Annotated in this window: 20 protein-coding genes and 1 tRNA gene; 9 read left to right on the top strand and 12 right to left on the bottom strand. The window is 68.1% G+C overall.

Going from position 1 to position 18,772, the window contains the following annotated elements; translation table 11 throughout:
• Positions 1-27: 27 nt before the first annotated feature.
• Both PSC72_RS23410 and PSC72_RS23405 read right to left on the bottom strand, forming a co-directional pair.
• Positions 28-1,512, bottom strand: coding sequence for a small ribosomal subunit Rsm22 family protein (locus PSC72_RS23410; protein WP_274323832.1), 1,485 nt, complete (start codon positions 1,510-1,512; stop codon positions 28-30).
• Positions 1,509-2,312 carry a prephenate dehydrogenase gene (locus PSC72_RS23405; RefSeq protein ID WP_274323831.1) on the bottom strand — a complete coding sequence of 268 codons (804 nt, stop codon included), beginning with the start codon at positions 2,310-2,312 and terminating at the stop codon, positions 1,509-1,511. The genes PSC72_RS23410 and PSC72_RS23405 overlap by 4 nt, the downstream gene beginning before the upstream one ends.
• Before the next feature lie 125 nt (positions 2,313-2,437).
• Between PSC72_RS23405 and PSC72_RS23400 the strand changes: the two genes are divergently transcribed.
• Entirely contained in the window at positions 2,438-3,217 is a 780-nt protein-coding gene (locus tag PSC72_RS23400) for a fumarylacetoacetate hydrolase family protein (protein ID WP_274323830.1), read from the top strand.
• Between the two features lie 30 nt (positions 3,218-3,247).
• Here PSC72_RS23400 and PSC72_RS23395 read toward each other — a convergent pair whose 3' ends face one another.
• Positions 3,248-4,609: an NAD(P)/FAD-dependent oxidoreductase gene (locus PSC72_RS23395; RefSeq protein WP_274323829.1), complete on the bottom strand. Its 1,362-nt coding sequence runs from the start codon at positions 4,607-4,609 to the stop codon at positions 3,248-3,250.
• 135 nt (positions 4,610-4,744) lie between these two features.
• Between PSC72_RS23395 and PSC72_RS23390 the strand changes: the two genes are divergently transcribed.
• The gene (locus PSC72_RS23390) at positions 4,745-5,197 is read left to right on the top strand and encodes an acyl-CoA thioesterase (RefSeq protein ID WP_274323828.1); all 453 of its coding nucleotides are present in this window, start codon (positions 4,745-4,747) and stop codon (positions 5,195-5,197) included.
• A 68-nt stretch (positions 5,198-5,265) separates the two neighbouring features.
• A complete protein-coding gene (locus PSC72_RS23385) occupies positions 5,266-5,724 on the top strand; it encodes a hypothetical protein (RefSeq protein WP_274323827.1) in 459 nt (152 codons plus the stop codon).
• Positions 5,725-5,752: 28 nt separating this feature from the next.
• Here the strand turns inward: PSC72_RS23385 and PSC72_RS23380 are convergent, their stop codons facing one another.
• On the bottom strand, positions 5,753-5,896 hold the full coding sequence (locus PSC72_RS23380) for a rubrerythrin-like domain-containing protein (RefSeq protein WP_274323826.1): 144 nt from the start codon (positions 5,894-5,896) through the stop codon (positions 5,753-5,755).
• Positions 5,897-5,989: 93 nt separating this feature from the next.
• The gene (locus tag PSC72_RS23375; RefSeq protein ID WP_274323825.1) at positions 5,990-6,721 is read right to left on the bottom strand and encodes a YbhB/YbcL family Raf kinase inhibitor-like protein; all 732 of its coding nucleotides are present in this window, start codon (positions 6,719-6,721) and stop codon (positions 5,990-5,992) included.
• 94 nt (positions 6,722-6,815) lie between these two features.
• Between PSC72_RS23375 and PSC72_RS23370 the strand changes: the two genes are divergently transcribed.
• Positions 6,816-7,004: an HEWD family protein gene (locus PSC72_RS23370; protein ID WP_274323824.1), complete on the top strand. Its 189-nt coding sequence runs from the start codon at positions 6,816-6,818 to the stop codon at positions 7,002-7,004.
• Positions 7,005-7,482: 478 nt separating this feature from the next.
• A complete protein-coding gene (locus PSC72_RS23365) occupies positions 7,483-8,307 on the top strand; it encodes an FxLYD domain-containing protein (RefSeq protein WP_274323823.1) in 825 nt (274 codons plus the stop codon).
• A gap of 190 nt (positions 8,308-8,497) precedes the next feature.
• Here the strand turns inward: PSC72_RS23365 and PSC72_RS23360 are convergent, their stop codons facing one another.
• From PSC72_RS23360 to PSC72_RS23350, 3 genes are all read right to left on the bottom strand, one after another.
• The gene (locus PSC72_RS23360) at positions 8,498-9,490 is read right to left on the bottom strand and encodes a hypothetical protein (protein WP_274323822.1); all 993 of its coding nucleotides are present in this window, start codon (positions 9,488-9,490) and stop codon (positions 8,498-8,500) included.
• Positions 9,491-9,839: 349 nt separating this feature from the next.
• A tRNA-Thr gene (locus PSC72_RS23355) sits at positions 9,840-9,913 on the bottom strand.
• An 11-nt stretch (positions 9,914-9,924) separates the two neighbouring features.
• The gene (locus tag PSC72_RS23350) at positions 9,925-10,407 is read right to left on the bottom strand and encodes a GNAT family N-acetyltransferase (protein ID WP_274323821.1); all 483 of its coding nucleotides are present in this window, start codon (positions 10,405-10,407) and stop codon (positions 9,925-9,927) included.
• A 366-nt stretch (positions 10,408-10,773) separates the two neighbouring features.
• On the opposite strand from PSC72_RS23350, the gene PSC72_RS23345 reads away from it, so the two are divergent.
• The 4 genes from PSC72_RS23345 to PSC72_RS23330 are packed head-to-tail and all read left to right on the top strand — an operon-like array spanning position 10,774 to position 15,149.
• Positions 10,774-12,048, top strand: coding sequence for a branched-chain amino acid ABC transporter permease (locus PSC72_RS23345; RefSeq protein ID WP_274323820.1), 1,275 nt, complete (start codon positions 10,774-10,776; stop codon positions 12,046-12,048).
• Positions 12,045-13,481 carry a branched-chain amino acid ABC transporter permease gene (locus PSC72_RS23340; protein ID WP_274323819.1) on the top strand — a complete coding sequence of 479 codons (1,437 nt, stop codon included), beginning with the start codon at positions 12,045-12,047 and terminating at the stop codon, positions 13,479-13,481. Before PSC72_RS23345 ends, PSC72_RS23340 begins: the two co-directional genes overlap by 4 nt.
• Complete coding sequence (locus PSC72_RS23335) at positions 13,474-14,370, top strand: ABC transporter ATP-binding protein (protein WP_274323818.1); 897 nt, start codon at positions 13,474-13,476, stop codon at positions 14,368-14,370. The genes PSC72_RS23340 and PSC72_RS23335 overlap by 8 nt, the downstream gene beginning before the upstream one ends.
• Positions 14,367-15,149 carry an ABC transporter ATP-binding protein gene (locus tag PSC72_RS23330; RefSeq protein ID WP_274323817.1) on the top strand — a complete coding sequence of 261 codons (783 nt, stop codon included), beginning with the start codon at positions 14,367-14,369 and terminating at the stop codon, positions 15,147-15,149. The genes PSC72_RS23335 and PSC72_RS23330 overlap by 4 nt, the downstream gene beginning before the upstream one ends.
• Positions 15,150-15,201: 52 nt before the next feature.
• On the opposite strand, the gene PSC72_RS23325 is transcribed toward PSC72_RS23330, so the two are convergent.
• The 4 genes from PSC72_RS23325 to PSC72_RS23310 form a co-directional block, all read right to left on the bottom strand.
• A complete protein-coding gene (locus tag PSC72_RS23325) occupies positions 15,202-16,551 on the bottom strand; it encodes an ABC transporter substrate-binding protein (RefSeq protein ID WP_274323816.1) in 1,350 nt (449 codons plus the stop codon).
• A gap of 229 nt (positions 16,552-16,780) precedes the next feature.
• Positions 16,781-17,356: a CBS domain-containing protein gene (locus PSC72_RS23320; RefSeq protein WP_274323815.1), complete on the bottom strand. Its 576-nt coding sequence runs from the start codon at positions 17,354-17,356 to the stop codon at positions 16,781-16,783.
• A gap of 112 nt (positions 17,357-17,468) precedes the next feature.
• Entirely contained in the window at positions 17,469-18,257 is a 789-nt protein-coding gene (locus PSC72_RS23315; protein WP_274323814.1) for a GTP cyclohydrolase III, read from the bottom strand.
• A gap of 161 nt (positions 18,258-18,418) precedes the next feature.
• The gene (locus PSC72_RS23310) at positions 18,419-18,760 is read right to left on the bottom strand and encodes a DUF7344 domain-containing protein (protein WP_274323813.1); all 342 of its coding nucleotides are present in this window, start codon (positions 18,758-18,760) and stop codon (positions 18,419-18,421) included.
• Positions 18,761-18,772: the final 12 nt, after the last annotated feature.

Genomic DNA, 18,772 nt, shown 5'->3' with positions numbered 1-18,772 from the left:
GCGTTCTCCGAACGGACGGAACCGCCGTCAGACCGGCACGCGGTCGACGACGGTCTCGCCGTCGACGACGAGGTTGTACGCCTCCTCGTCGTCGTTCCAGAGGACGAGGACGTTCTCGAACGACAGCACGTCGCCGTACTCGGCCGAACGCAGGTCGGCGTTGAGCACGGACTCCTCGGTCAAGACGGCGAAGTGGTCGACCTGCTGACTGCCGTCGCCGACCCGGAACAGGTCGTTGCCGCCCTCGGAGAGGTCGTGGCTGAGCTTCGCGGCGTAGTAGTTCAGCCGGTCGGTGACGTGGTCGTCGCTGTCGGCGAACCGCGCCACTCGCGAGTCGTCGGGCGTGAAGTCCACGCGCCGGCGCCCGTCGCGCCGGAGGAACGTGTAGGCGTACTGCACGTCGGCGTTGACGAACTCGCCGTCGCGGCGCTCGGGGCCGTCGAGCCCGGACTCGCCGGGGTCGCCCTCGTCGAGGCGCCGCTGGAACGCCGGGACCTCGACGTCGGGCTTCACGTCGAACGACCAGCAGTCGTCCGCGGGCGTGACGCCCGGCCAGAGCCGGACGGTGGGCCCGTAGACGGTGAGCGGGCCGCGGTCGGCGACGGCCCGCTCGACCTCGCGGAGTCCGATCGCGGTGTTGCGGTCCGCTGGCGCCAGCCCGACGATAGTCCCGTCGGGGGCGAGCGCGTCGGCGTACCGCCGGACGACGGACTCGGGGTCGTCGAGTTCGCTCAGCACGTTCGAGAAGAGGATCAGGTCGAAGCCCGCCCGGTCGTCCCCGTCCGCGTCGTTCTCCCCATCCGACTCGCGTCCGACCAATCCTTCCGGATCGAACGACTCGGCCGTCTCGCGGTGGATAGTGGGGTAGAAGTTCCGGCCCGTCTCCGCCAACATCGCCTCCAGCACGTCGGCGGCGTCGCTCGGCTCGACCGCGTGGTAGTCCACGAGCGCGTCCTCGGGGAGGAGGTCGTGTAGTCCCAGCGCCGGGCCGCCGACGCCCGCGCCCACGTCGAGCACGCGGAGTCGCTTGGGCAGGAGGCCCTCCCGCGCCAGCTCCGCCAGGACGTACTGGGCGACGGCGTAGTAGTCCGGCAGGTGGTAGACGGCGTACGCGAGCGCGGTCTCGGCGTCGTAGGCCACGTCGCGCTGGTGGTAGTAGTCGTCCTTGATCGCGCGGATCCGCTCGCGGAGGCGGTCGCCCGAGTCGCCGTCCGGCCACCCCGCGCCGTAGCGCTCGACGAGCATGTCTTCCAGGACGCGGCCGTATTCGACGGGGAACGCCTCCACGCCGTGGAACGCCGTCGAGAGCGGCCCCTCCTCGACCGGTTCGAAGGTCCCGTCGTCGCGCTCGACGAGACCGAGGTCGACGGCGGACTCGCGGAGTACCTGTTTCACCGCCGCGGGGTGGGGCTGGCCGTCGACGTACTCGTGGATCTCGTCGGGGTCGATCGGCCTGACCTCTCGCAGGTACTTCGCGTTCGAGCGCACCTGTTCGCGCTGGTCCGCGTTCATCGGGCGTTCCCCTCGGATGCGGTCGTGTCTTCGAGCGCGGGCGCTGCTCCCTGCCCCGCTTCCCGGTACAGTTCCTCGAAGCGGTCACGGTCGGCGTCGGCGAGGGCCCGGGCGGACTCGGCGACGCTCTCGGCGCCGTCGAAGACCGCCTGGATGTCGGCGTAGACGCCCGGGTCGTTACCTGTCATCGTCTCGAGCACGTCGAACAGCGCGGCCGAGACGGGCGTCTGGAACTCCTCGGGGACCGGCTCGGCCGCGAGGCCGAACGCGAGGACGGCGGCGTGGGCGCGGGCCTGGACGGTCTCCATCGCGCGGTCGTGTTCCCGCGCGGTCGTCTCGAAGCAGTCGTTGCCGGCCTCGGCCAGCGCCGCCCGGATCTCGTCGGTGATCGGTCCCGGCGCGTCGGCGACGACGGCGACGTTTCCGGGCGCGTTCGCGGCGGCGAACAGCGGGTGGAAGCTCACGCGTTCGAGGTCGGGGCCGGACGCCTCCATCGCGTCGACCGCCCGCCGCATGACGCCGGTCACGTCTACCAGCGCGCGGTCGGCCCGGCCGGCGTAGGCCTCGACGGCCGATTCGACGGCCGGTATCGGCACGGCGACGGCGACCACGTCGAAGCGTTCGTCCGTGTCGGTCGGGACCGCTCGGACCGAGGCCTCCTCGAAGGAGTCGGCGGCGTCGCGGGCGACGCTCGGGTCGGCGTCGGTGAAGGCGATCGACGGCGGGTCGGGCGTCCCGGCGACGAGGGTACGGGCGAACCACCGCCCCATCTCGCCGGCGCCGACCACGAGCAGGTTCATGCGGCGTGGCTACTGTGCGGCCTTCCAAAAGCCGTTCGGTCACCCGTCTCCCCGTCCGGTCCGGCGGTGTGTCACACCTTCCCGTTCTGAAAACGCTTATCAGTCGCCCCCGAGATGTCCGTCTCATGAGACGCGTCCGCTTTCGCGATTCTGCCGGCAACGTGCGCGGGGGGCGGTGGGCGACCAGGGACGGGGAGGACGTCGTGACCGCCGCCGCGGGTCCGTACGGACGCATCGCGTTCGGCGACGAGACGTTCGACCCCGAGGAGGTCGACATCCTCGCTCCCTGCGAGCCGACCAAGATCGTCTGCGTCGGTCGAAACTACGCCGATCACGCCGACGAGCGCGACGAGGAGGTCCCCGACCGGCCGCTTCTGTTCATCAAGACGCCCAACACCGTCGCGACCCACGGCAGCACCGTCACGCTCCCGGCGGGCAAGGAGCGCGTCGAGTACGAGGCCGAACTCGGCGTCGTCATCGGCGAACAGTGCCGCAACGTCGACGCCGTCAACGCCGAGGACGTCATCGCGGGCTACACCTGCTTCAACGACCTCTCCAACCGCGACGACCAGGATATCGAGCAGAACTGGGTCCGCGGCAAGGCCTTCGACAACGCCGCGCCCATCGGTCCGGTCATCGCGACGCCGGAGCACCTCGCCGACGACGCCACCATCGAGGCCCGCGTCAACGGCGAGACCCGCCAGTCATCGACCATCGACCGGATGATCTTCTCGATCCCGGAACTCATCGAGGAGATAACGACCTACATGACGCTCGAACCCGGTGACGTGATCGCGACCGGCACGCCCGAGGGCGTCGGCCCGCTCTCTGACGGTGACGAAGTCGAGATAGAGATCGACGACGTCGGGACGCTACGCCACTCGGTGCGGTTCCCCGACGCGTAGTAAAGCGGTCCCCTCGGCGTCCGCCCGTTCCTACACCGTGTACTCGTCCTGCCGGATCTGCACGTACTTCCCGTCGCTGAAGCCCCGCTTGGTCCACTTGTAGTCGGCGACGATCTTCAGCGCCGTCGTCCCCGACCGCAGGGCGCCGCTCCAGTCGTAGCCGCCGCGATGTTTCATCGCTCGCGTCGCCGCGAACACGCGGTCCCAGTCGTCGGGCTCCCATCCGCGGACGACCTCCGCGAACGTGACGTTCCGCAGGATCTCGTCGCCGATCGCCTCCTTCCAGCGGCCGTTGTAGGCCATCAGTCGGTCGTTCGCGGCGAGTTCGCCGGCGATCTTGCCCGTGCGGACCGCCACGTGGTCGCCGCCCTCGTGGAACGCCGACGTGGTGCCCATCGCGCCGCCGACGACCGCGATCCCCGCGCTCGTGGGCGAGTCGATCGGCCGCGTCGAGGAGATGGGATACGCCTCGGTCCCGCCCGACTTCCCGCGGTCCTCGACGAGGGGGAAGTCGTCCAGGTCGTAGCCCGGGTACTCCCGTTCGAGCAGGCGACGCAGGTAGACCGCCCCGGCCGGGATCCGCTCGTCGTCGGCGTCGAGCAGCGCGTAGTCCTCGGGGTTGGCCACGTCCGCGAGTTCGAGGTCCATCGGCATCGTCAGGCCGACGCGAGCGACGTTGTCGTCGTTCGGGAAGATCCACGGGTAGGCGGTGTGACCGGGGATGACGCCCCACCAGAACTTGATGTGGGCGGGGTCGAACAGCTCCTCGGGGATGCGGCGGTGCTCCTGGTAGGCGATGTGGTTGGCCTCCTTCGGCCCGAGGTAGTCCGAGACGCTGCGGCCTCCGGGCAGGAACTGGTCGAGCACGCCGGTCGTGACCGTCCGCTGGGGGCCGTCGGCGAGGATCAGGTACTCGGCGCCGATCTCCTCGCCGTCCGCGAGGGTGAGCGTGTGCCGCGGGTCGCCCGAGCGGTCGGTCTCGACGTCGGTGACGCTCGCGCCGACGCGGTAGGTACCGCCGACCTCCTCGGCGCGGTCGCGGAGCCAGTCGTCGAACTTCGCGCGGTGGAAGGCGAACCCGAAGTTGTCGTACGAGGCGTCGATGCCGGTCTCTTCGAGCGTGACCGACTCGGTCGGGCCGATGAACTCGGCGCCGTCGAGGACGCTCAGCACGACGTCGTCGGGGATCTCCTCGACGGGGATGCCCATGATGTCGACCCAGTAATCGAGCATGCCGGCGGCGTCCGTCGAGTCGGGGCCGATCCGGTCGCGGTCGTCCCGGGGAACCCCTTTCTCCACGACGAGGGCGTCAGCGCCCTCGCGGGCGGCCGCCCACGCCGCGGAGGTGCCGGCGGGACCCCCGCCCACGATCGCTACGTCTACGCGGTCCATACCCCTACCCCTGCTTCGGCGGAGTATAAATCCCCATCTCATTCTCCCGCTCTCCCGGTCGGAGGCCCCGCTCCGCGGCGGGGAGCGGACGGACGAACGGTCAGCCATATCAGTGCCCTCGTCCAATCGCCGGCGATGCCAGACCTGATGGAGACGTTTCTGGAGAACCGCTGGATGGTCCAACCGAACCACGCGAACTCCCTCGGGACCACCCACGGCGGGAACGTCCTGAAGTGGATGGACGAGGTGGGCGCGATGTCGGCCATGCGCTTCGCCGGCCGCGACTGCGTCACCGCGCGGATGGACCAGGTGGACTTCAAACAGCCCATCCCCGTCGGCGAGACCGCCCTCGTCGAGGCCTACGTCTACGAGACCGGCCGCTCCAGCGTCCGCGTCCGCCTCCGCGTCTTCCGCGAGAACCCCCGCTCCGGCGAGCGCGAACTCACGACCGAATCGTACTCCGTCTACGTCGCAATCGACGACGACCGCGACCCGGTCCCCGTCCCGGAACTCACCGTCGATACCGAGGAGGGCGAGCGACTCCGCGAGGAAGCGCTCAACGGCGACGACAAGGAGAGCACGGCGTAGCGTATCGACTCCGTGACTGCGGCCCGCGCGTGCGTGGACTTTTCCCCCGACCGGGCGTACCCCGTCCCATGACACTCGACGTCGACCCGCCTGACCCCCCGGAACTGGAGACCATCGACCCGAACGAGTACGACGACGCGCAGGTCGTCGACGACACGGACTACCGCCGCGAGGAGATCGAGGAGTACCTCCGCGACGGCGCGTGGGACCGGGCGTTCGAGGAGTGGGCCGACCGCACGGACATGGACGAGGCCACCTTCGCGATCGTGGCCGACCTCGACCTCATGGAGCGCTTCGACTTCTTCTGGGACTCCTACGCCGAACGGGTCGGCTACCACGCCCCCGGGCTCCCCGAGGACTGGAAACACCGGGACATCCACCCCGATCTCGACTCGTGGGGCACCGTCTCGGCGATCAACGCCGGGCTGACCGAACTCGGCCAGGAGGTCTGCGACGTGCTCAAAGACGAGTACATCGAGTGGGAGACCGAGTACGAGGCCCCCGACGACCTCCCGGACTTCGAGTAGCCGCTGCCGCCCGCTGCCGACGGCGCACTCACTCTCGCGGGACGGCAACGTTCCGCATCCGCCCGCCACAGTCCGGACAGGAGCCGAGTGTCCCGTCGGTCGTCACTCTGTTCAGACAGTCCGTGCACTCGTACCGCGACTTCTCAACCGTGTACGGATCTTCGCCGAACATGCGGAAAACGTTGACATGCGTCTGCAAAAACGTTCCTGAAAGGGAACACTAGGTGTATAATTCCGGTAAATCGATTCAAACGTCCACGCCAGATCAGCGGTCGAACTCGGCCGTGAACCGGTGATCGTCGAGGACTTGGCCGTCGAGCGCGGATTCGAGGTCTCCGCGCCCGGCGCCCGCCTCGACCTCCAGGGTCGTGTCGACGGCGTAGGACGTGAACCGGTAGGTGTGAGCGCCGTCGTCGGCCGGCGGCAGCGGCCCGCGGTAGCCGATCTCGCCGAAGTCGTTGGTCCCCTGGCGGGCCCCGTCGAGCGCATCGACGGTCTTCGACTGGGGGATCCCTTCGGGGATCTCGGTCGCGTCGCCGGGGACGTTCCAGATCAACCAGTGGACGTACTCGTTCGCGTCGGGGTCGTCCACGACGAGCGCCAGCGTCTCCGCGCTCGCCGGGGCTGACTCGACGCTCAGCGGGGACGACACGTCTTCCCCTGTGCCCGTGTACTTCTCCGGGATGGCCCCGCCGCTCTCGAACGCCGTCGGCGCGACGACGAGCGGTTCGCCCCGCATAGATCCCCCGTCAGTCCCCGAGGCCGTCCCGGTCGCGCCGACCGCCCCCGACGGGGTTCCGGAGCCATCGTCGGTCACGGAGCCGTCGTCGGTCACGGAGGGTGTGGGTGAAGTTCCGTCACTCCCCGGCGTGGTTCCGCCTCCGTCAGCGGGTGACTCGGCGCCGTCGTCGGTGGCCGTCGACCCGCCCGGATCGGACGAGCAGCCGGCGAGGAGGAGCGCTCCGGTCGCGATCGCGAATCGTCGTCTGGAGACCATGGTCGACGATACGGCGGGTCGTCCTTTCAGCGTGGGGGTCGCGGCCGACGACGAGTACACGAAATTAATTACCCCCCGTGACAGAGACTGGTGTATGACAACCATCGTCCCCCCGAAAGAGCGGGTCTGCGAACGCTGCGGTCGAAGCGACGTCTGGGACGACGACACCGGCACCTGGACCGTCGTGACCGACGACGAGGGCGAGCGCCTCACGGGCGACCCCTTCTGTCTCCACGAGTGGGACATCAACGGCACGTACAACCCGCTCGAAGGAGGCGCCTGAACCGACTCGACCACCGGCCGGAATTTCTGCGACCGCCCCTACACAGCCGTCCTCGAGCGAGTCGCGCGTTTTCGCCAGCGCCTCGCTGAACCGCTGTTCGTGATCCCGTGGTTCTTCGTCCGCGTTCGCTTTTCAGTGGGCAGGGGTACGGCAGTACTAGCTGACCGTGTGGATCGGTTACACGGCGTATAACAACCTACAGAGCGCCCATAGGCCGAGGTATGCTACTTTGGGGACTCCTGTTCGGGCTAGTCGTCTGGCTGGTTGCAGTCCTCCTGTTCCTGGGACTCCTGTATGCAGCCGGCACTGACCGGCGACGAAGCGCACACGTCTGAGCGGAGGTGACATCGCTACCCACCCGCTCCACCGTGACCAGCGTGCCCCCGGCGTGTATTCAGTCCGACGGGGCCGGCTCCGGCGGATCCGGGAGTGAAAACTCGAGGAGTACACATTTGTAGGTGGGTATCAACGTGACTCTATGAACCGACGACAGTTCCTCGCGACGGTATCTACGACGACCGCTCTCGGACTCGCAGGCTGCGGAGACGGCGGCACGGAGACGGTCGGCGGCGGTGACGGCGGCGTCGAGGACACGGCGACGCAGTCTCCGACCCCGACGCCGGCGGATTCGGGGACCGGCGGCTCGACACCCACACAGACACCGACCGAGACGCCCACGGACACACCGACAGAGACGCCGAGTCCGACGCCGTCGCCGACGCCGGCCGGGGAGCCGAACGTCCAGATCGTGGAGTCCGAACTCGTCGTCGAGGAGGGGCAGTGGTCGACCGATACCTACGTCGCCGCGACAGTCGAGAACCAGGGGGACGCGCCCTCGGGACAGATCACGCTGACCGCGGAGTGGTACGACTCCAACGGCGACTTCCTCGACAACGCCAACCAGTACCTCCCGATACTCCGCGCCGGCGAGACGTGGGAGGCGCACGTTCACGCGCTGTCAGACGCCGAGAAGATCGAGGACTACGACCTCTCCGGCGAGTACGAATCCACGCCGGCGCGGCCGCCCGAAAATGTCGAGATAGTCGAGACGAGCCACGAGGTAAGCGACGACGGAGGCGTCACCGTCACCGGGCGCGTCGCGAACAACACGGGCGAGGAGATCAACTACCTCGAAGCGGAAGCGCTGTTGTACGACGACTCAGGCGTTGTGCTCAGTGGCGACTGGACGAACCAGTCGGGGATCCCCAAAGACGAGACCTGGCGCTTCGAGATCGAGTGGTTTCAGTTCGACCGGGCAGAGCGTGTCGCCGACCACAACGTGATCCTGACGACGAACTTCTGAAGCGAAGACTCCGGTCTCCTTCGCTCGGTAGACTCTGGTCCGCCTTCGCTCGGCAGGACTCCGGATGCGCCCGCCACCAGCCCGAGCGGACGAATCGCTTGGGACCCACGGGCACGGGGTTGCAGGCGCTGTGTTGGAGAGGGACGGAGCGACGATCAACCGGCGGTCCTAACAGCGTCGCTAATCGGCGTCATTCGTCGTATTCGCCGTCGTTGTCCCTGTCGTTGTCCTCGTCGTAGCTCTGATCGCCGTCGTTGCTCCCGCCCCCGGCACCCGAAGAATCGTCCGATCCCGACCACGGGACGTACGTATCGTCTCCGTCGTCGGATCCGGACTGCGATCCGGGGATTCCACCCGCCCCCTGGTAGTTGTCGTTCGCCCATCCAGCGGTCTCGAGCGTTTCACCGTCTCGCTTCGTCCTCACGATCACCTTCAACCGCTCGTACGTATCGACGTCGGTATCTTCCAGGTCGATCTCTCCGACAAAGTTGGCTGCGCACCTGTCGGATTTCACCGTCGACGTCTTCGTGATCTCGTTGTTCGGTGACTGAACAGTGAGCTCCCAGTCGTACGTTTCAGCACTGGGCTGAGGGATGGTGAAGTGATACCTGATGGAATCCTCGAGCGAATAGAGCTCCTCTATTTTGATCCCCGAAGCTGTCGAGTCACGGCATTGCCGGTCGCTTTCCGACGAGACCAGTTCGAATTTCGCTTCCGCCTGGACGTCTTCTCCCGTGTAGCTCTCGCCCCCGTTGTCGATGACTACTGCGAGCCATCCGGCAGGGACGTCGACTTCGCCGCTGGTTCCCTCGCCGATATTCTCCTCTGCGAGGTGGAGATTGTCGTCGGGGATCTCGCTGTAGTTCCCGCTAGAGATATCGTCGTGATCGCTCATGCGAAGCCCGTCCGTAGAGTACGCGTACAGGTTGACTGGCGGACCGTCTTCGTAGCCCTCATTCGATCGTTGTACCGTGACATCGTATTTCAGCGTCGCTCGGAACGGCGTGGACAGGTACCCGAACGAGTCGCTCCACGCGCTCACCGACTGGAAGCCAGACGTGGATACAGTATCGAGAGTGCGAGGGGCGTCGGCCGACGCTTCAGAACACCCCGGTAGTACGGTGGCGGTGCCCAGAACGGCGGCTTTCAAACACTGCCTCCGCGAAAGTAGAAAATCCGGCATAGATCGGACATTTACAACCTTTAAGATATACCTTGGGGAATTCGATGACCGTTTTAACGATCTCACCGGACCAGAGTACGGGATAGCGGTCTCGAACCCCCGAAACGGGGTCGCGATTCCGGCGAGTATCACTTGGATTCGGCTTGGCGATCACTTCGCCCTCAGTTTCCAGTCGAGGCAGGGCCATCGGACTGTCCGCGGGTACGGGAACTCTCCTCGGCGATTTCCTGCTGGGACGGATCGTTCGCTTCGGCGAGGCCGCGGTGGACGAGCGCCAGTCCCGACAGAAGCTCTCGGCGTGGCGAAGTTGCCCCGAGCAGTCGCTCACGTTCGCGAGGTCCTCGCAGGAAGCCAGGGCAGGGATTTGAACCCCGGGAGTCTCGATTACAAGTCGAGTGCTTGAACCACCCAAGCTCCCCTGGCGCAGGTAGGGGTTACTCCCCCTCCTTTGAGAGGTTATCGCTTTCCAGCGGTTTCTCCAGCTGCACTCGGTGGGTGTCGTAGCCGTGCCTGCGGTAGAACCGTCGGGCTTCGAGGTTGTCCGCCATCGCCTCCAGAACGACCGTGTCGGCGCCCAGATCGTCGAGCCGTCGCTCTGCCGTCCTCAGCAACTCGCCGCCGACCCCCTCGTCGCGGTGCTCGGGGCGGACGAAGAGGTTCTCGACGACGCCCTGGGTCACGTCCATCTCGTAGCTGCCGCGGTCGAGCGTGAACATGACGAAGCCGACGACCTCGCCGTCCTCCGTGGCGACGACGAGCCGGTCGGTCACCGCGTGGCGGGTCAACTCGTCGGCGACGACGCTCCGGTTTCGCTCGGCGAGGACGTGCGAGTCGTACTGGGTCTGCTCGTCGGCGAGTTCGACCCACAGGTCGGTGACGGCCTCGGCCTGTTCCACCGTCGCAAACTGGATCTCCATCGGGACTCCAACATCGACACCGACGGACAAATCTCTTCGGCCGCCGGGGCCTGGGAGAGTTTTATCCCCTAGGGCTCTCCACTGTGACAGAGGGATACGGTATGTTCACTCACCACATGATAGGTCGCCGGGGGCCGAGGGAGACAGCGCGGGCGAGGGGGGTCACACCGAGGTTCGTGACACGACAGCAGCAGCCGATCGGCGGCGCGCGGTGGCGCCGGATCCGGTTGCCGCACCGGCCACCGCACACCCGGGGGCCATCGCGACGGCCGTCTTCGCACCGCAGATCGCAGACCGCGAAAACTCGTGACCGCTCCGGGCCCGCAGTCGGCGCGTCCGGGTCTGGTCGGGCACTGCCACCGGACCATGGCGACGAGTGAACGGATCGCCGGCTGGCGGATCGCGGTCGCCGAGCGGCCGAAGACGGCGCTGTTCGGCGGCTTGCTCGGCCTGCTGGCGGTCGACCTCCTCTGCAAGCTCGCCGGGTTCGAACTGACGGTCGGCGGGGCGACGCTCCTCGGGGGGAGCCTCGCCGTCGGACGGCTGATAACGCTCGTCTGGAACGGCCTCGTCGTCGGACTCGGCATCGGGCTGGCCGGGATCGGCCTCTCGATGACCTACAGCATCCTGGGGTTCGCGAACTTCGCGCACGGCGACTACATCACGAGCGGGGCCTTCGCCGGGTGGGGCGTCGCCTTCCTCGTCGCCGGCTTCGGCGGCGGGCTCCTGGACGGGAACGTCCTGTACCTCGGGACGGTCGGCTTCGGGCCGGGAGGGCCGAGCGCGGCCGACCTCTCTATCAACGTCCTCCGGACGCCCCTCGCCGTCTTCGGCGGGCTGGTCGTCGCCGTGCTGGCGACCATCGCGCTGTCGCTCGTGCTCGACCGCCTGGTCTTCCGGCCGATGCGCGACCAGAGCGGGATCGCCGTCCTCATCGCCAGCATTGGCGTCGCGCTGGCGCTGCGCTACGTCGTCGTCTTCGTCTTCGGGCCGCGCAACCGCGGGCTGACCGCCGGCGGCGCCAAACTCGTCTTCGCCGGCGTCGACGGGAAGCTGGCCGTCGCCGCCAAGCGGTCGACGATCGTCCTCGCCCAGGGCGGCGACGCGCCCGCGGACGCCTTCTACGCGGAACTGCCCGTCCTCGACTTCGGGAGCTACTCCGCGGAGCTACTGACGGTCACCAGCGCCGAACTGACGCTCGTCGTCACGTCGCTGGCGCTCATGTACGGACTGCACGTCACGCTCCAGCGGACGAAACTCGGGAAAGCGATGCGGGCGATGGCCGACAACGAAGACCTGGCGCAGATAACCGGCATCCCGACCGAGCGAGTCGTCCGCGCGACGTGGATCATCGGAGGCGGTCTCGCCGGCGCGGCGGGCTACCTCCTCGCGCTCGAACGCGGGACCCTCGCGTACAACCTCGGGTGGCTCCTGCTACTGCTCATCTTCGCCGCGGTCATCCTGGGCGGGATCGGCTCGATATACGGGGCAATCGTCGGCGGGGTGCTCATCGGCCTGACCAACTCCGTCTCGCTGGTGTGGATCCCGTCGTCGTTCTCGACGGCCGCCGCGTTCGCCATCATGATCCTCGTGCTCGTGATCCGGCCCGACGGCCTCTTCGGGGGGGTGACCACCGCGTGAGCGAAGCCGACGCAGACGCGGACACCGACGCGCCGTCCGGGCCGGTCGACCTCGGGCGACTCGCCGACGAGATCCGCGACGGGGACCTCGGTCTCATCGCGCTCGTCATGTTCGGCGTCTACGGCCTGTTCACCGTCTTTGCGATACTCGGCCCCTCGCAGGGGATCGGCGGCGTCGTGGCCGCCCTCCAGGCGGTGACGTTCTGGGCGGCGCTGTACGCCATGCTCGTCCTCGCGCTGAACCTCCACTGGGGGTACACCGGCCTGTTCAACATCGGCGTCGCCGGCTTCATGGCCGTCGGCGTGTACACGTTCGCGGCGCTGACCGCCCCGACCGGCGGGAGCCCGCCCGGCCTCGGCCTGCCGCTGTGGGTCGGCGTCGTCGGCGGCATGACGACGGCCGCCCTCGCGGGCGCGGTCGTCTCGCTCCCGGCGCTGCGGCTCCGGGCGGACTACCTCGCCATCGTCACCGTCGGCTTCTCAGAGATCGTCCGGCTCTCCCTGCTCTCGACGACCATGCAGGAGTTCACGTTGTTCGACGGTCTCGACTTCCGGATCCTCGGCGTCGAGATACTCCCGGACCTCGCGCTCGGCACCGGTTCCGGCCGGGGGATCAACATGCCGATCAACCCGACGATCCCCGTCAAGGCGCTGTTCTACACGAACCCGCAGAATCCGGCCAGCGGCGGTCGAACGGTCTTCGGGGAGGCCGTCCTGTCGGCGTTCGCGGCGGTCGGCGTCAGGGAGACGATCGTCGTCTCGCTGGCGTACACGCTGGTGCTCATCGGCTTCGTCGCCGTCTTTTACTGGTTGCTTCGGCGGATCGGCAACTCCCCCTTCGGGCGCGTGCTCAAGGCCATCCGGGAGGACGAACTCGTGGCGAACTCGCTCGGCAAGGACACCCGCCGCTTCAAGGTCACGGTGTTCATGGTCGGCTGTGCGCTGATGGGGCTCGGCGGGATCCTCTGGGAGGCTCAGCGTGGGTACACCGACCCCACGTCGACCACGTTCCGTCCGATACAGACGTTCTACATCTTCATCGCGCTCATCATCGGCGGCGCGGGCTCGAACACCGGGAGCGTGATCGGCGGCGCGCTGTTCGCCGCGTTGCTCTTCCAGGGGCCGCTGTACGTGAGCCGGATCCTCTCGAAGTTCATCGCGACGGCGGACGCCCCCGGCACGTTCGCCGGTGCAGTGGCTCCGCTGGCGTCGCTGAACCTCTCGCCGCTCCTCGCGTACACGCTCCAGAACATCTCCACGCTCAGGTTCGTCCTCGTCGGCGTCGTGCTGGTCGTCCTGATGCAGTACAGGCCCACCGGACTGCTCGGCCATCGCAAGGAGGTCGCGTCGAGCGTCGACCTGTCCAAGCGCGACGACCGGACGGCCTCCGGGACCCCCCGGGCCGCCGCCGACGGGGGTGGCCGGGATGACTGAGGACGGGACGACCGTCGGCGGCGCGGGCGGATCCGCTCGATCCGACCAGACGCCGGGCGACCGGGCGCCGGACGATTCCCAGGCGACTCCCGAGGAGGCGGCCGACCATCGCGACGAGGAGTCGGCGTCGCTGGTCGTCGAGGACCTCCGCAAGTCCTTCGGCGGCATCCGCGCCGTCGACGGCGCCTCGTTCTCGGTCGAGCGGGGGTCGCTGACCGGGCTCATCGGCCCCAACGGCGCCGGCAAGTCGACGACGTTCAACCTGATCACCGGCGTCTACGAACCCGACGGCGGGCGCGTGACCTTCGAGGGCCGCGACCTCACCGGGATGCGGACCCACGCTATCGCCAAGGCCGGGCTCGTGCGGACGTTCCAGATCGCACGCGAACTGGAAGAGATGACCGTCCTGGAGAACCTGATGCTCGCTCCCCGGAACCAGTCGGGAGAGAAACTCGTCAACGCAGTGGTGCCGGGGCTGCGCGGTCGCGTCCGCGAGGAGGAGCGCGAACTGCGCGAGCGCGTCTGGGAGACGCTCGAACTGTTCGAGATCGACCACCTCGCCGAGGAGCACGCTGGCAACCTCAGCGGCGGCCAGCGCAAACTCCTCGAACTCGCGCGAGCGCTGTTGCTCGACCCGTCGATGATGCTGCTCGACGAGCCGTTCGCCGGCGTCAATCCGACGCTGGAGGAGAAGCTGCTCGACCGCGTCCACGACCTGCGCGACGAGGGGCTGACCTTCCTGCTCGTCGAGCACGACATGGACCTCATCATGGAGCACTGCGAGCACGTCATCGTCATGCATCAGGGGCGGGTCCTCGCCGAGGGCCCGCCGGCCGCGATCCGGTCGAACGATCGGGTCATCGACGCCTATCTGGGGGAGGACGTATGAGCGACGCGAGCGACACGACCGACGCGGCCGACGCGTCGACCGCGACCGGTGCGGCTGACGCGGCGCCCGTCGACGACCCGCTGCTCGCCGTCCGGGGTCTCGACGCCGGCTACGGCGACCTGCAGATCCTCTCGGACGTGGATCTGGACGTCGCAGACGGGGAGTACGTCACGATCGTCGGACCGAACGGCGCCGGGAAGTCGACGGTGATGAAGTCTGTGTTCGGGCTCACGCACGTCTTCGGCGGGTCGATCCGCTTCGACGACGCGGACATCACCGGCGCCGCACCCGAGTCGCTGGTCCACCACGGCCTCGGCTACGTCCCGCAGAACGAGAACGTCTTCGCGGGGCTGTCCGTCCGCGAGAACCTGGAGATGGGCGCGTACGTGCTCGAGGAGTTCCCCGAGGAGCGCCTCGTCGACGTCTACGACCGCTTCCCGATCCTCGAAGAGCGCGAGGACCAGCGCGCCGGCACGCTCTCTGGCGGCCAGCAGCAGATGCTCGCGATGGGGCGGGCGCTGATGCTCGACCCCGATCTCCTCTTGCTCGACGAACCGTCGGCGGGACTCGCGCCCGACCTCGTCGACGACTTGTTCGACCGCATCGACGCGATCAACGACTCTGGCACCGCGATCCTGATGGTCGAACAGAACGCCAAGGAGGCGCTCCGCCGCTGCGACCGGGGCTACGTGCTCGTCCAGGGCGAGAACCGCTTCGTCGACACCGGCGAGGCCCTGCTCGCCGACGACGAGGTCCGCAAGCAGTTCCTCGGTGGCTGACGCTTCCCGATCGCCTCGAAAAAAGACGCCGTCGGTCCCGCGGTGCCGCCTCTCACTCGGAGTACTCGATGTTCTCGATGACTTCGAAGCCGCCCTCCTGGTAGCGGTAGAACTGGTAGGTGGCGGCGCCGATGTCGCCGGCGTCGTTGAACTGGATGGCGCTGGAGGCGCCCTGGTAGTTGATCTCCGTCCCGCTGGCGGCCATCTGTAACCCCTCGGCGAGGTTGTCGGCCGTGACCTCCTCGCCGCCCTCGTTGGCGACGTTGGCCATCTGGTCGCGGATCGCCTCGCCGTTGTTCTCGCCGGCGGCGGCGTTCGCCAGCGCCAGGACCGCGACCGCGTCGAACGACTGCGCCGTGAACGGGCTCTCGGAGGGGTCGCTGTCGAACTCCTCCTGGTACAGCGAGTCGAAGGCGTCGCGGCCCGGGCCGGTCGAACTCGGCGCCGTCCCCCAGACGTTGCGCATCGAGTTGCCGACGTTGCCGGGCAGGCTCCCGCTCTGGAGGCCGTCCGGGACGATGATGTCGCAGAAGTCCTGGGAGTAGTCGCTGTAGAAGTCCCGGAAGATCCTGACGCCGCTCTCCGGGTAGCCGACGATCATCAGCAGGTCGGGTTGGTCCTGGAGCGCGGAACTGAGCTGGGAGGTGTACGACCCCTGACCGGGCTCGAAGCTGACCTCGTTCTGGACGGTGCCGCCCGCCTCCTCCCACGCGGAGACGTACTCGGCGGCGAGCCCCTGGCCGTAGTCGTTGTTCAGCGCGAGCGTCGCCGTCGACTGGGCGTCCAGGCGGTCTCTGCCCACCGTCGTCATCACGGCGGCCTGGAGTCCGTCGCCCGGGGTCGTCCGCCAGAGGTAGCCGTTGTCCTCGAGATTCGAGAGCTGCGGCGACGTGCTCGCGGGCGAACACTGGACGACGCCGTTGGGCACCAGGACGTTGTTGGCGGTCTGTATCGTTACCGTCGAGGAGAGCGCGCCGGCGACCATGGGATAGTCGGCGCTGACCAGCGCTTCCGCGCTGGAGATCCCGGTGTTCGGGTCGGTCGCCGTGTCCTCGAACTGGTAGTCGACCGTGAACGTGTCGCTCTCCCGGTCCATGTGCTCGGCGGCGAGTTCGGCCGCCTGCCGGATCGGCGGCCCGAGTTCCGAGAGCCCGCCGGTGACCCCCATCAGGATCCCCACCTTGATCGTCCGGGAGGCCGGGGCGTCACCGGTCGCCGCCGACGTCTCCGTCTCACCGTCGGATTCGGGCGTGTCCTCCGTCCCGCCGTCGCCCTCGCCGTCACCGCCGCCGTCCCCCTCGGTGGGCGTGTCTTCCCCCGCCTGCGCGCATCCGGCCAGACCACCGACCCCCGCGACGCCGAGCCCTTTCAGTACCGTCCGTCGTCGTATCTTACGAGACATCTTACGAGTACTGTTACCAAGGGCCAAATATAAAGCTGTGCCACGAACTGTCACGTCGCTATCGCTATAAGTACACCTTGACGCGCCCCGAGAGCGCCCCTGTTGCCGCAACGAGCGAATCGTGTGGGATCGATCGACGAACGTGTCAGGGCCTGGTTAGGTAATCACGACTTACTCCCGGACCCCCGGCGGCCGGTTCTGAGAGCCGGCCGTACGGGACCGGCGCGGTCTATATATCCCGACAGTCCGCGCACAGTAGTTGCCCGTTGAACGGCGAGAGCCCGCGCGAGAGCGAACCGCAGGCCTCGCAGACGGACTGGTCGGTGAACCGCTCGTTCTCGCCGGACTCGGTCACTCCCGCCCCGCGCCCGGCCGAGACGCCCGCGACGGCGCGCTCGCCGGCCTCCGCCGCGGGTCCGTTCGCGGTCGGTGCGAACGGCGAGGCGGTCATCAGGTCGTGCTCCGAGAGGACGCCGAAGAGTTCGGACCCGTCGGAGACGAGCACTCGCTGGGTCGACTGCGCCGACATCTCGTCGGCGGCTTCCGCGATGGTCGTGTCCGGAGTGACCGTCGGTACCGAGTCGGTCATCGCATCCGCGGCGGCGGACTCCCCCTCCGCCCTGACGAACGCCTCCAGGGCGTCCCGCTCGGTCACGACGCCGACCGGTTCGGAACCGTGCAGCACGACGGCGCTGTCGGCCTCCTCCGCCAGCATCAACTCGGCCGTCTCCCGCAGGCCGTCCGACTCGCTCACCCCGACGAACTCGCGGTCCATCACCTCCTGGACGCTCACGTCTCGTTCCATGTGCGAACGTTTCGCACACTCCGTCTAAAAGGTACCTGCACCACCCTTAAGACGGAAGACGGTCTAGATCTGTAGTCAGAAGGCGGCCGCCGCTGGCCCCCTCGAACGGCAGTCAGGCGGGGGGTTCGGCGTCGGTCGTCGACCAGTCGACGTGGACCTCCTCGCCGGTCGCGCGGCACTCTTCGAGCGCGTGCTTCGCGGCCATGCCGGCCTCGTGGGCGACGGCGCCGCGGCCGACCCCGACCTGGAGTTCGACGTCGACGGCGTCGCTCACGTGTGCGACCGCGTCCCGGTAGTCCTCCGCGTCCATCGCCGAGCAGACCGCGATGATGTTGTCGCCTCCGACGAAAAAGGAGAGGGAGTCGTAGGCCTGGCGCATGTACCGCATCAGCTCCGCGTACCCCTGTTCGATCTCGATGAAGGTGTCGAACTCGTTGAGTTCGTCCGTGTACTTGCCGGTGGCGTTCACCACGTCGAAGTGGGCGATCTGCAGGTCCTCGCCGGTCCGGTACTCCTCCTCGATGGCGCGGCCGCGGAGGATCTCCCGGCGGGACTTGTCCTGGGCGCTCCCGGCCTCCTGGAGCTGTTCGGTGGCGGTCCCGAGCGCCTCGGCCGGCGTCGTCCCGGTCGCGACGCTCAGGCTCATCGTCACGGGGTAGCGGTTGCCCACGGACTCCTGGATCAGCGCGTGGTCGTCGACGGTCAGCCCGTTCGTCACGGCGACCATGTTGTCGAACCGGGAGAAGAACACGTACCCGCCCCGGTTGCCGACCAGCTGCGAGAGGTCCGCGTAGAGGCGAGACTGGAGCGTCTGGAGGTCGACCTCCCGGCGCGGCTCGGGGGTGACCGTCCAGGGCCCGTAGTTGTCGATCTGGACGTGCGTTACCTGCGTGTTCGTCACAGTACCGGCCCGTTGGACACCTGCCGGTATTGCTCTTTCCGTTCCCGATAGCTCACGACTCCGTACGGGTCCGAGTCTGTGGAGCAGCGACCGATCAATCGGGCCGCGTCACCCCCGACCGTCGGTGTTCGCCGTGGTCCGCGGCTACCTGTCGCCCGCGGCTACCCGTCGTCCCCGACTACCCGCTCGTCGTCGACCGCGAGTTCGACGGTCCCGACCAGCGAGTCGTATCGGACGACACCGGTCGCCGTGAGCTTGGGCAGGTGGTGCTGGAAGATGTCGCGACGAGCCGCGTCCGCGGCGCCGTCCGGAACCTCCTCGGCAGGTTCGTCACGTTCGGTCGCCGCGACGTACCGCGCCAGATCGGAGACGGGGAGCGCCCGGTCGCTCTCCGCCAGCCGGGACAGGACGAGGCGCCGCCGGTCGTCCTTCCGCAGATCGGCGATCACCGAGTCCGGCAGTGCCGTCCCGTCGTTCACCCCGGTCTCACCCTTAGGCGTCACGAGCGACCCCTC

It is taken from the genome of Halosimplex aquaticum (genome assembly GCF_028747785.1).
Lineage (GTDB): Archaea > Halobacteriota > Halobacteria > Halobacteriales > Haloarculaceae > Halosimplex > Halosimplex aquaticum.
Note: the sequence above shows the minus strand (reverse complement) of the source record. Positions and strands in the feature narration are given on the sequence as shown.

Coding starts and splice junctions, on each gene's coding strand:
- PSC72_RS23400 (WP_274323830.1), top strand. CDS start 2,438: ATGAGACGCGTCCGCTTTCGCGATTCTGCCGGCAACGTGCGCGGGGGG.
- PSC72_RS23325 (WP_274323816.1), bottom strand. CDS start 16,551: ATGTCTCGTAAGATACGACGACGGACGGTACTGAAAGGGCTCGGCGTC.
- PSC72_RS23350 (WP_274323821.1), bottom strand. CDS start 10,407: ATGGAGATCCAGTTTGCGACGGTGGAACAGGCCGAGGCCGTCACCGAC.
- PSC72_RS23395 (WP_274323829.1), bottom strand. CDS start 4,609: ATGGACCGCGTAGACGTAGCGATCGTGGGCGGGGGTCCCGCCGGCACC.
- PSC72_RS23335 (WP_274323818.1), top strand. CDS start 13,474: ATGACTGAGGACGGGACGACCGTCGGCGGCGCGGGCGGATCCGCTCGA.
- PSC72_RS23385 (WP_274323827.1), top strand. CDS start 5,266: ATGACACTCGACGTCGACCCGCCTGACCCCCCGGAACTGGAGACCATC.
- PSC72_RS23320 (WP_274323815.1), bottom strand. CDS start 17,356: ATGGAACGAGACGTGAGCGTCCAGGAGGTGATGGACCGCGAGTTCGTC.
- PSC72_RS23330 (WP_274323817.1), top strand. CDS start 14,367: ATGAGCGACGCGAGCGACACGACCGACGCGGCCGACGCGTCGACCGCG.
- PSC72_RS23360 (WP_274323822.1), bottom strand. CDS start 9,490: ATGCCGGATTTTCTACTTTCGCGGAGGCAGTGTTTGAAAGCCGCCGTT.
- PSC72_RS23365 (WP_274323823.1), top strand. CDS start 7,483: ATGAACCGACGACAGTTCCTCGCGACGGTATCTACGACGACCGCTCTC.
- PSC72_RS23410 (WP_274323832.1), bottom strand. CDS start 1,512: ATGAACGCGGACCAGCGCGAACAGGTGCGCTCGAACGCGAAGTACCTG.
- PSC72_RS23375 (WP_274323825.1), bottom strand. CDS start 6,721: ATGGTCTCCAGACGACGATTCGCGATCGCGACCGGAGCGCTCCTCCTC.
- PSC72_RS23380 (WP_274323826.1), bottom strand. CDS start 5,896: ATGTTCGGCGAAGATCCGTACACGGTTGAGAAGTCGCGGTACGAGTGC.
- PSC72_RS23390 (WP_274323828.1), top strand. CDS start 4,745: ATGCCAGACCTGATGGAGACGTTTCTGGAGAACCGCTGGATGGTCCAA.
- PSC72_RS23405 (WP_274323831.1), bottom strand. CDS start 2,312: ATGAACCTGCTCGTGGTCGGCGCCGGCGAGATGGGGCGGTGGTTCGCC.
- PSC72_RS23345 (WP_274323820.1), top strand. CDS start 10,774: ATGGCGACGAGTGAACGGATCGCCGGCTGGCGGATCGCGGTCGCCGAG.
- PSC72_RS23370 (WP_274323824.1), top strand. CDS start 6,816: ATGACAACCATCGTCCCCCCGAAAGAGCGGGTCTGCGAACGCTGCGGT.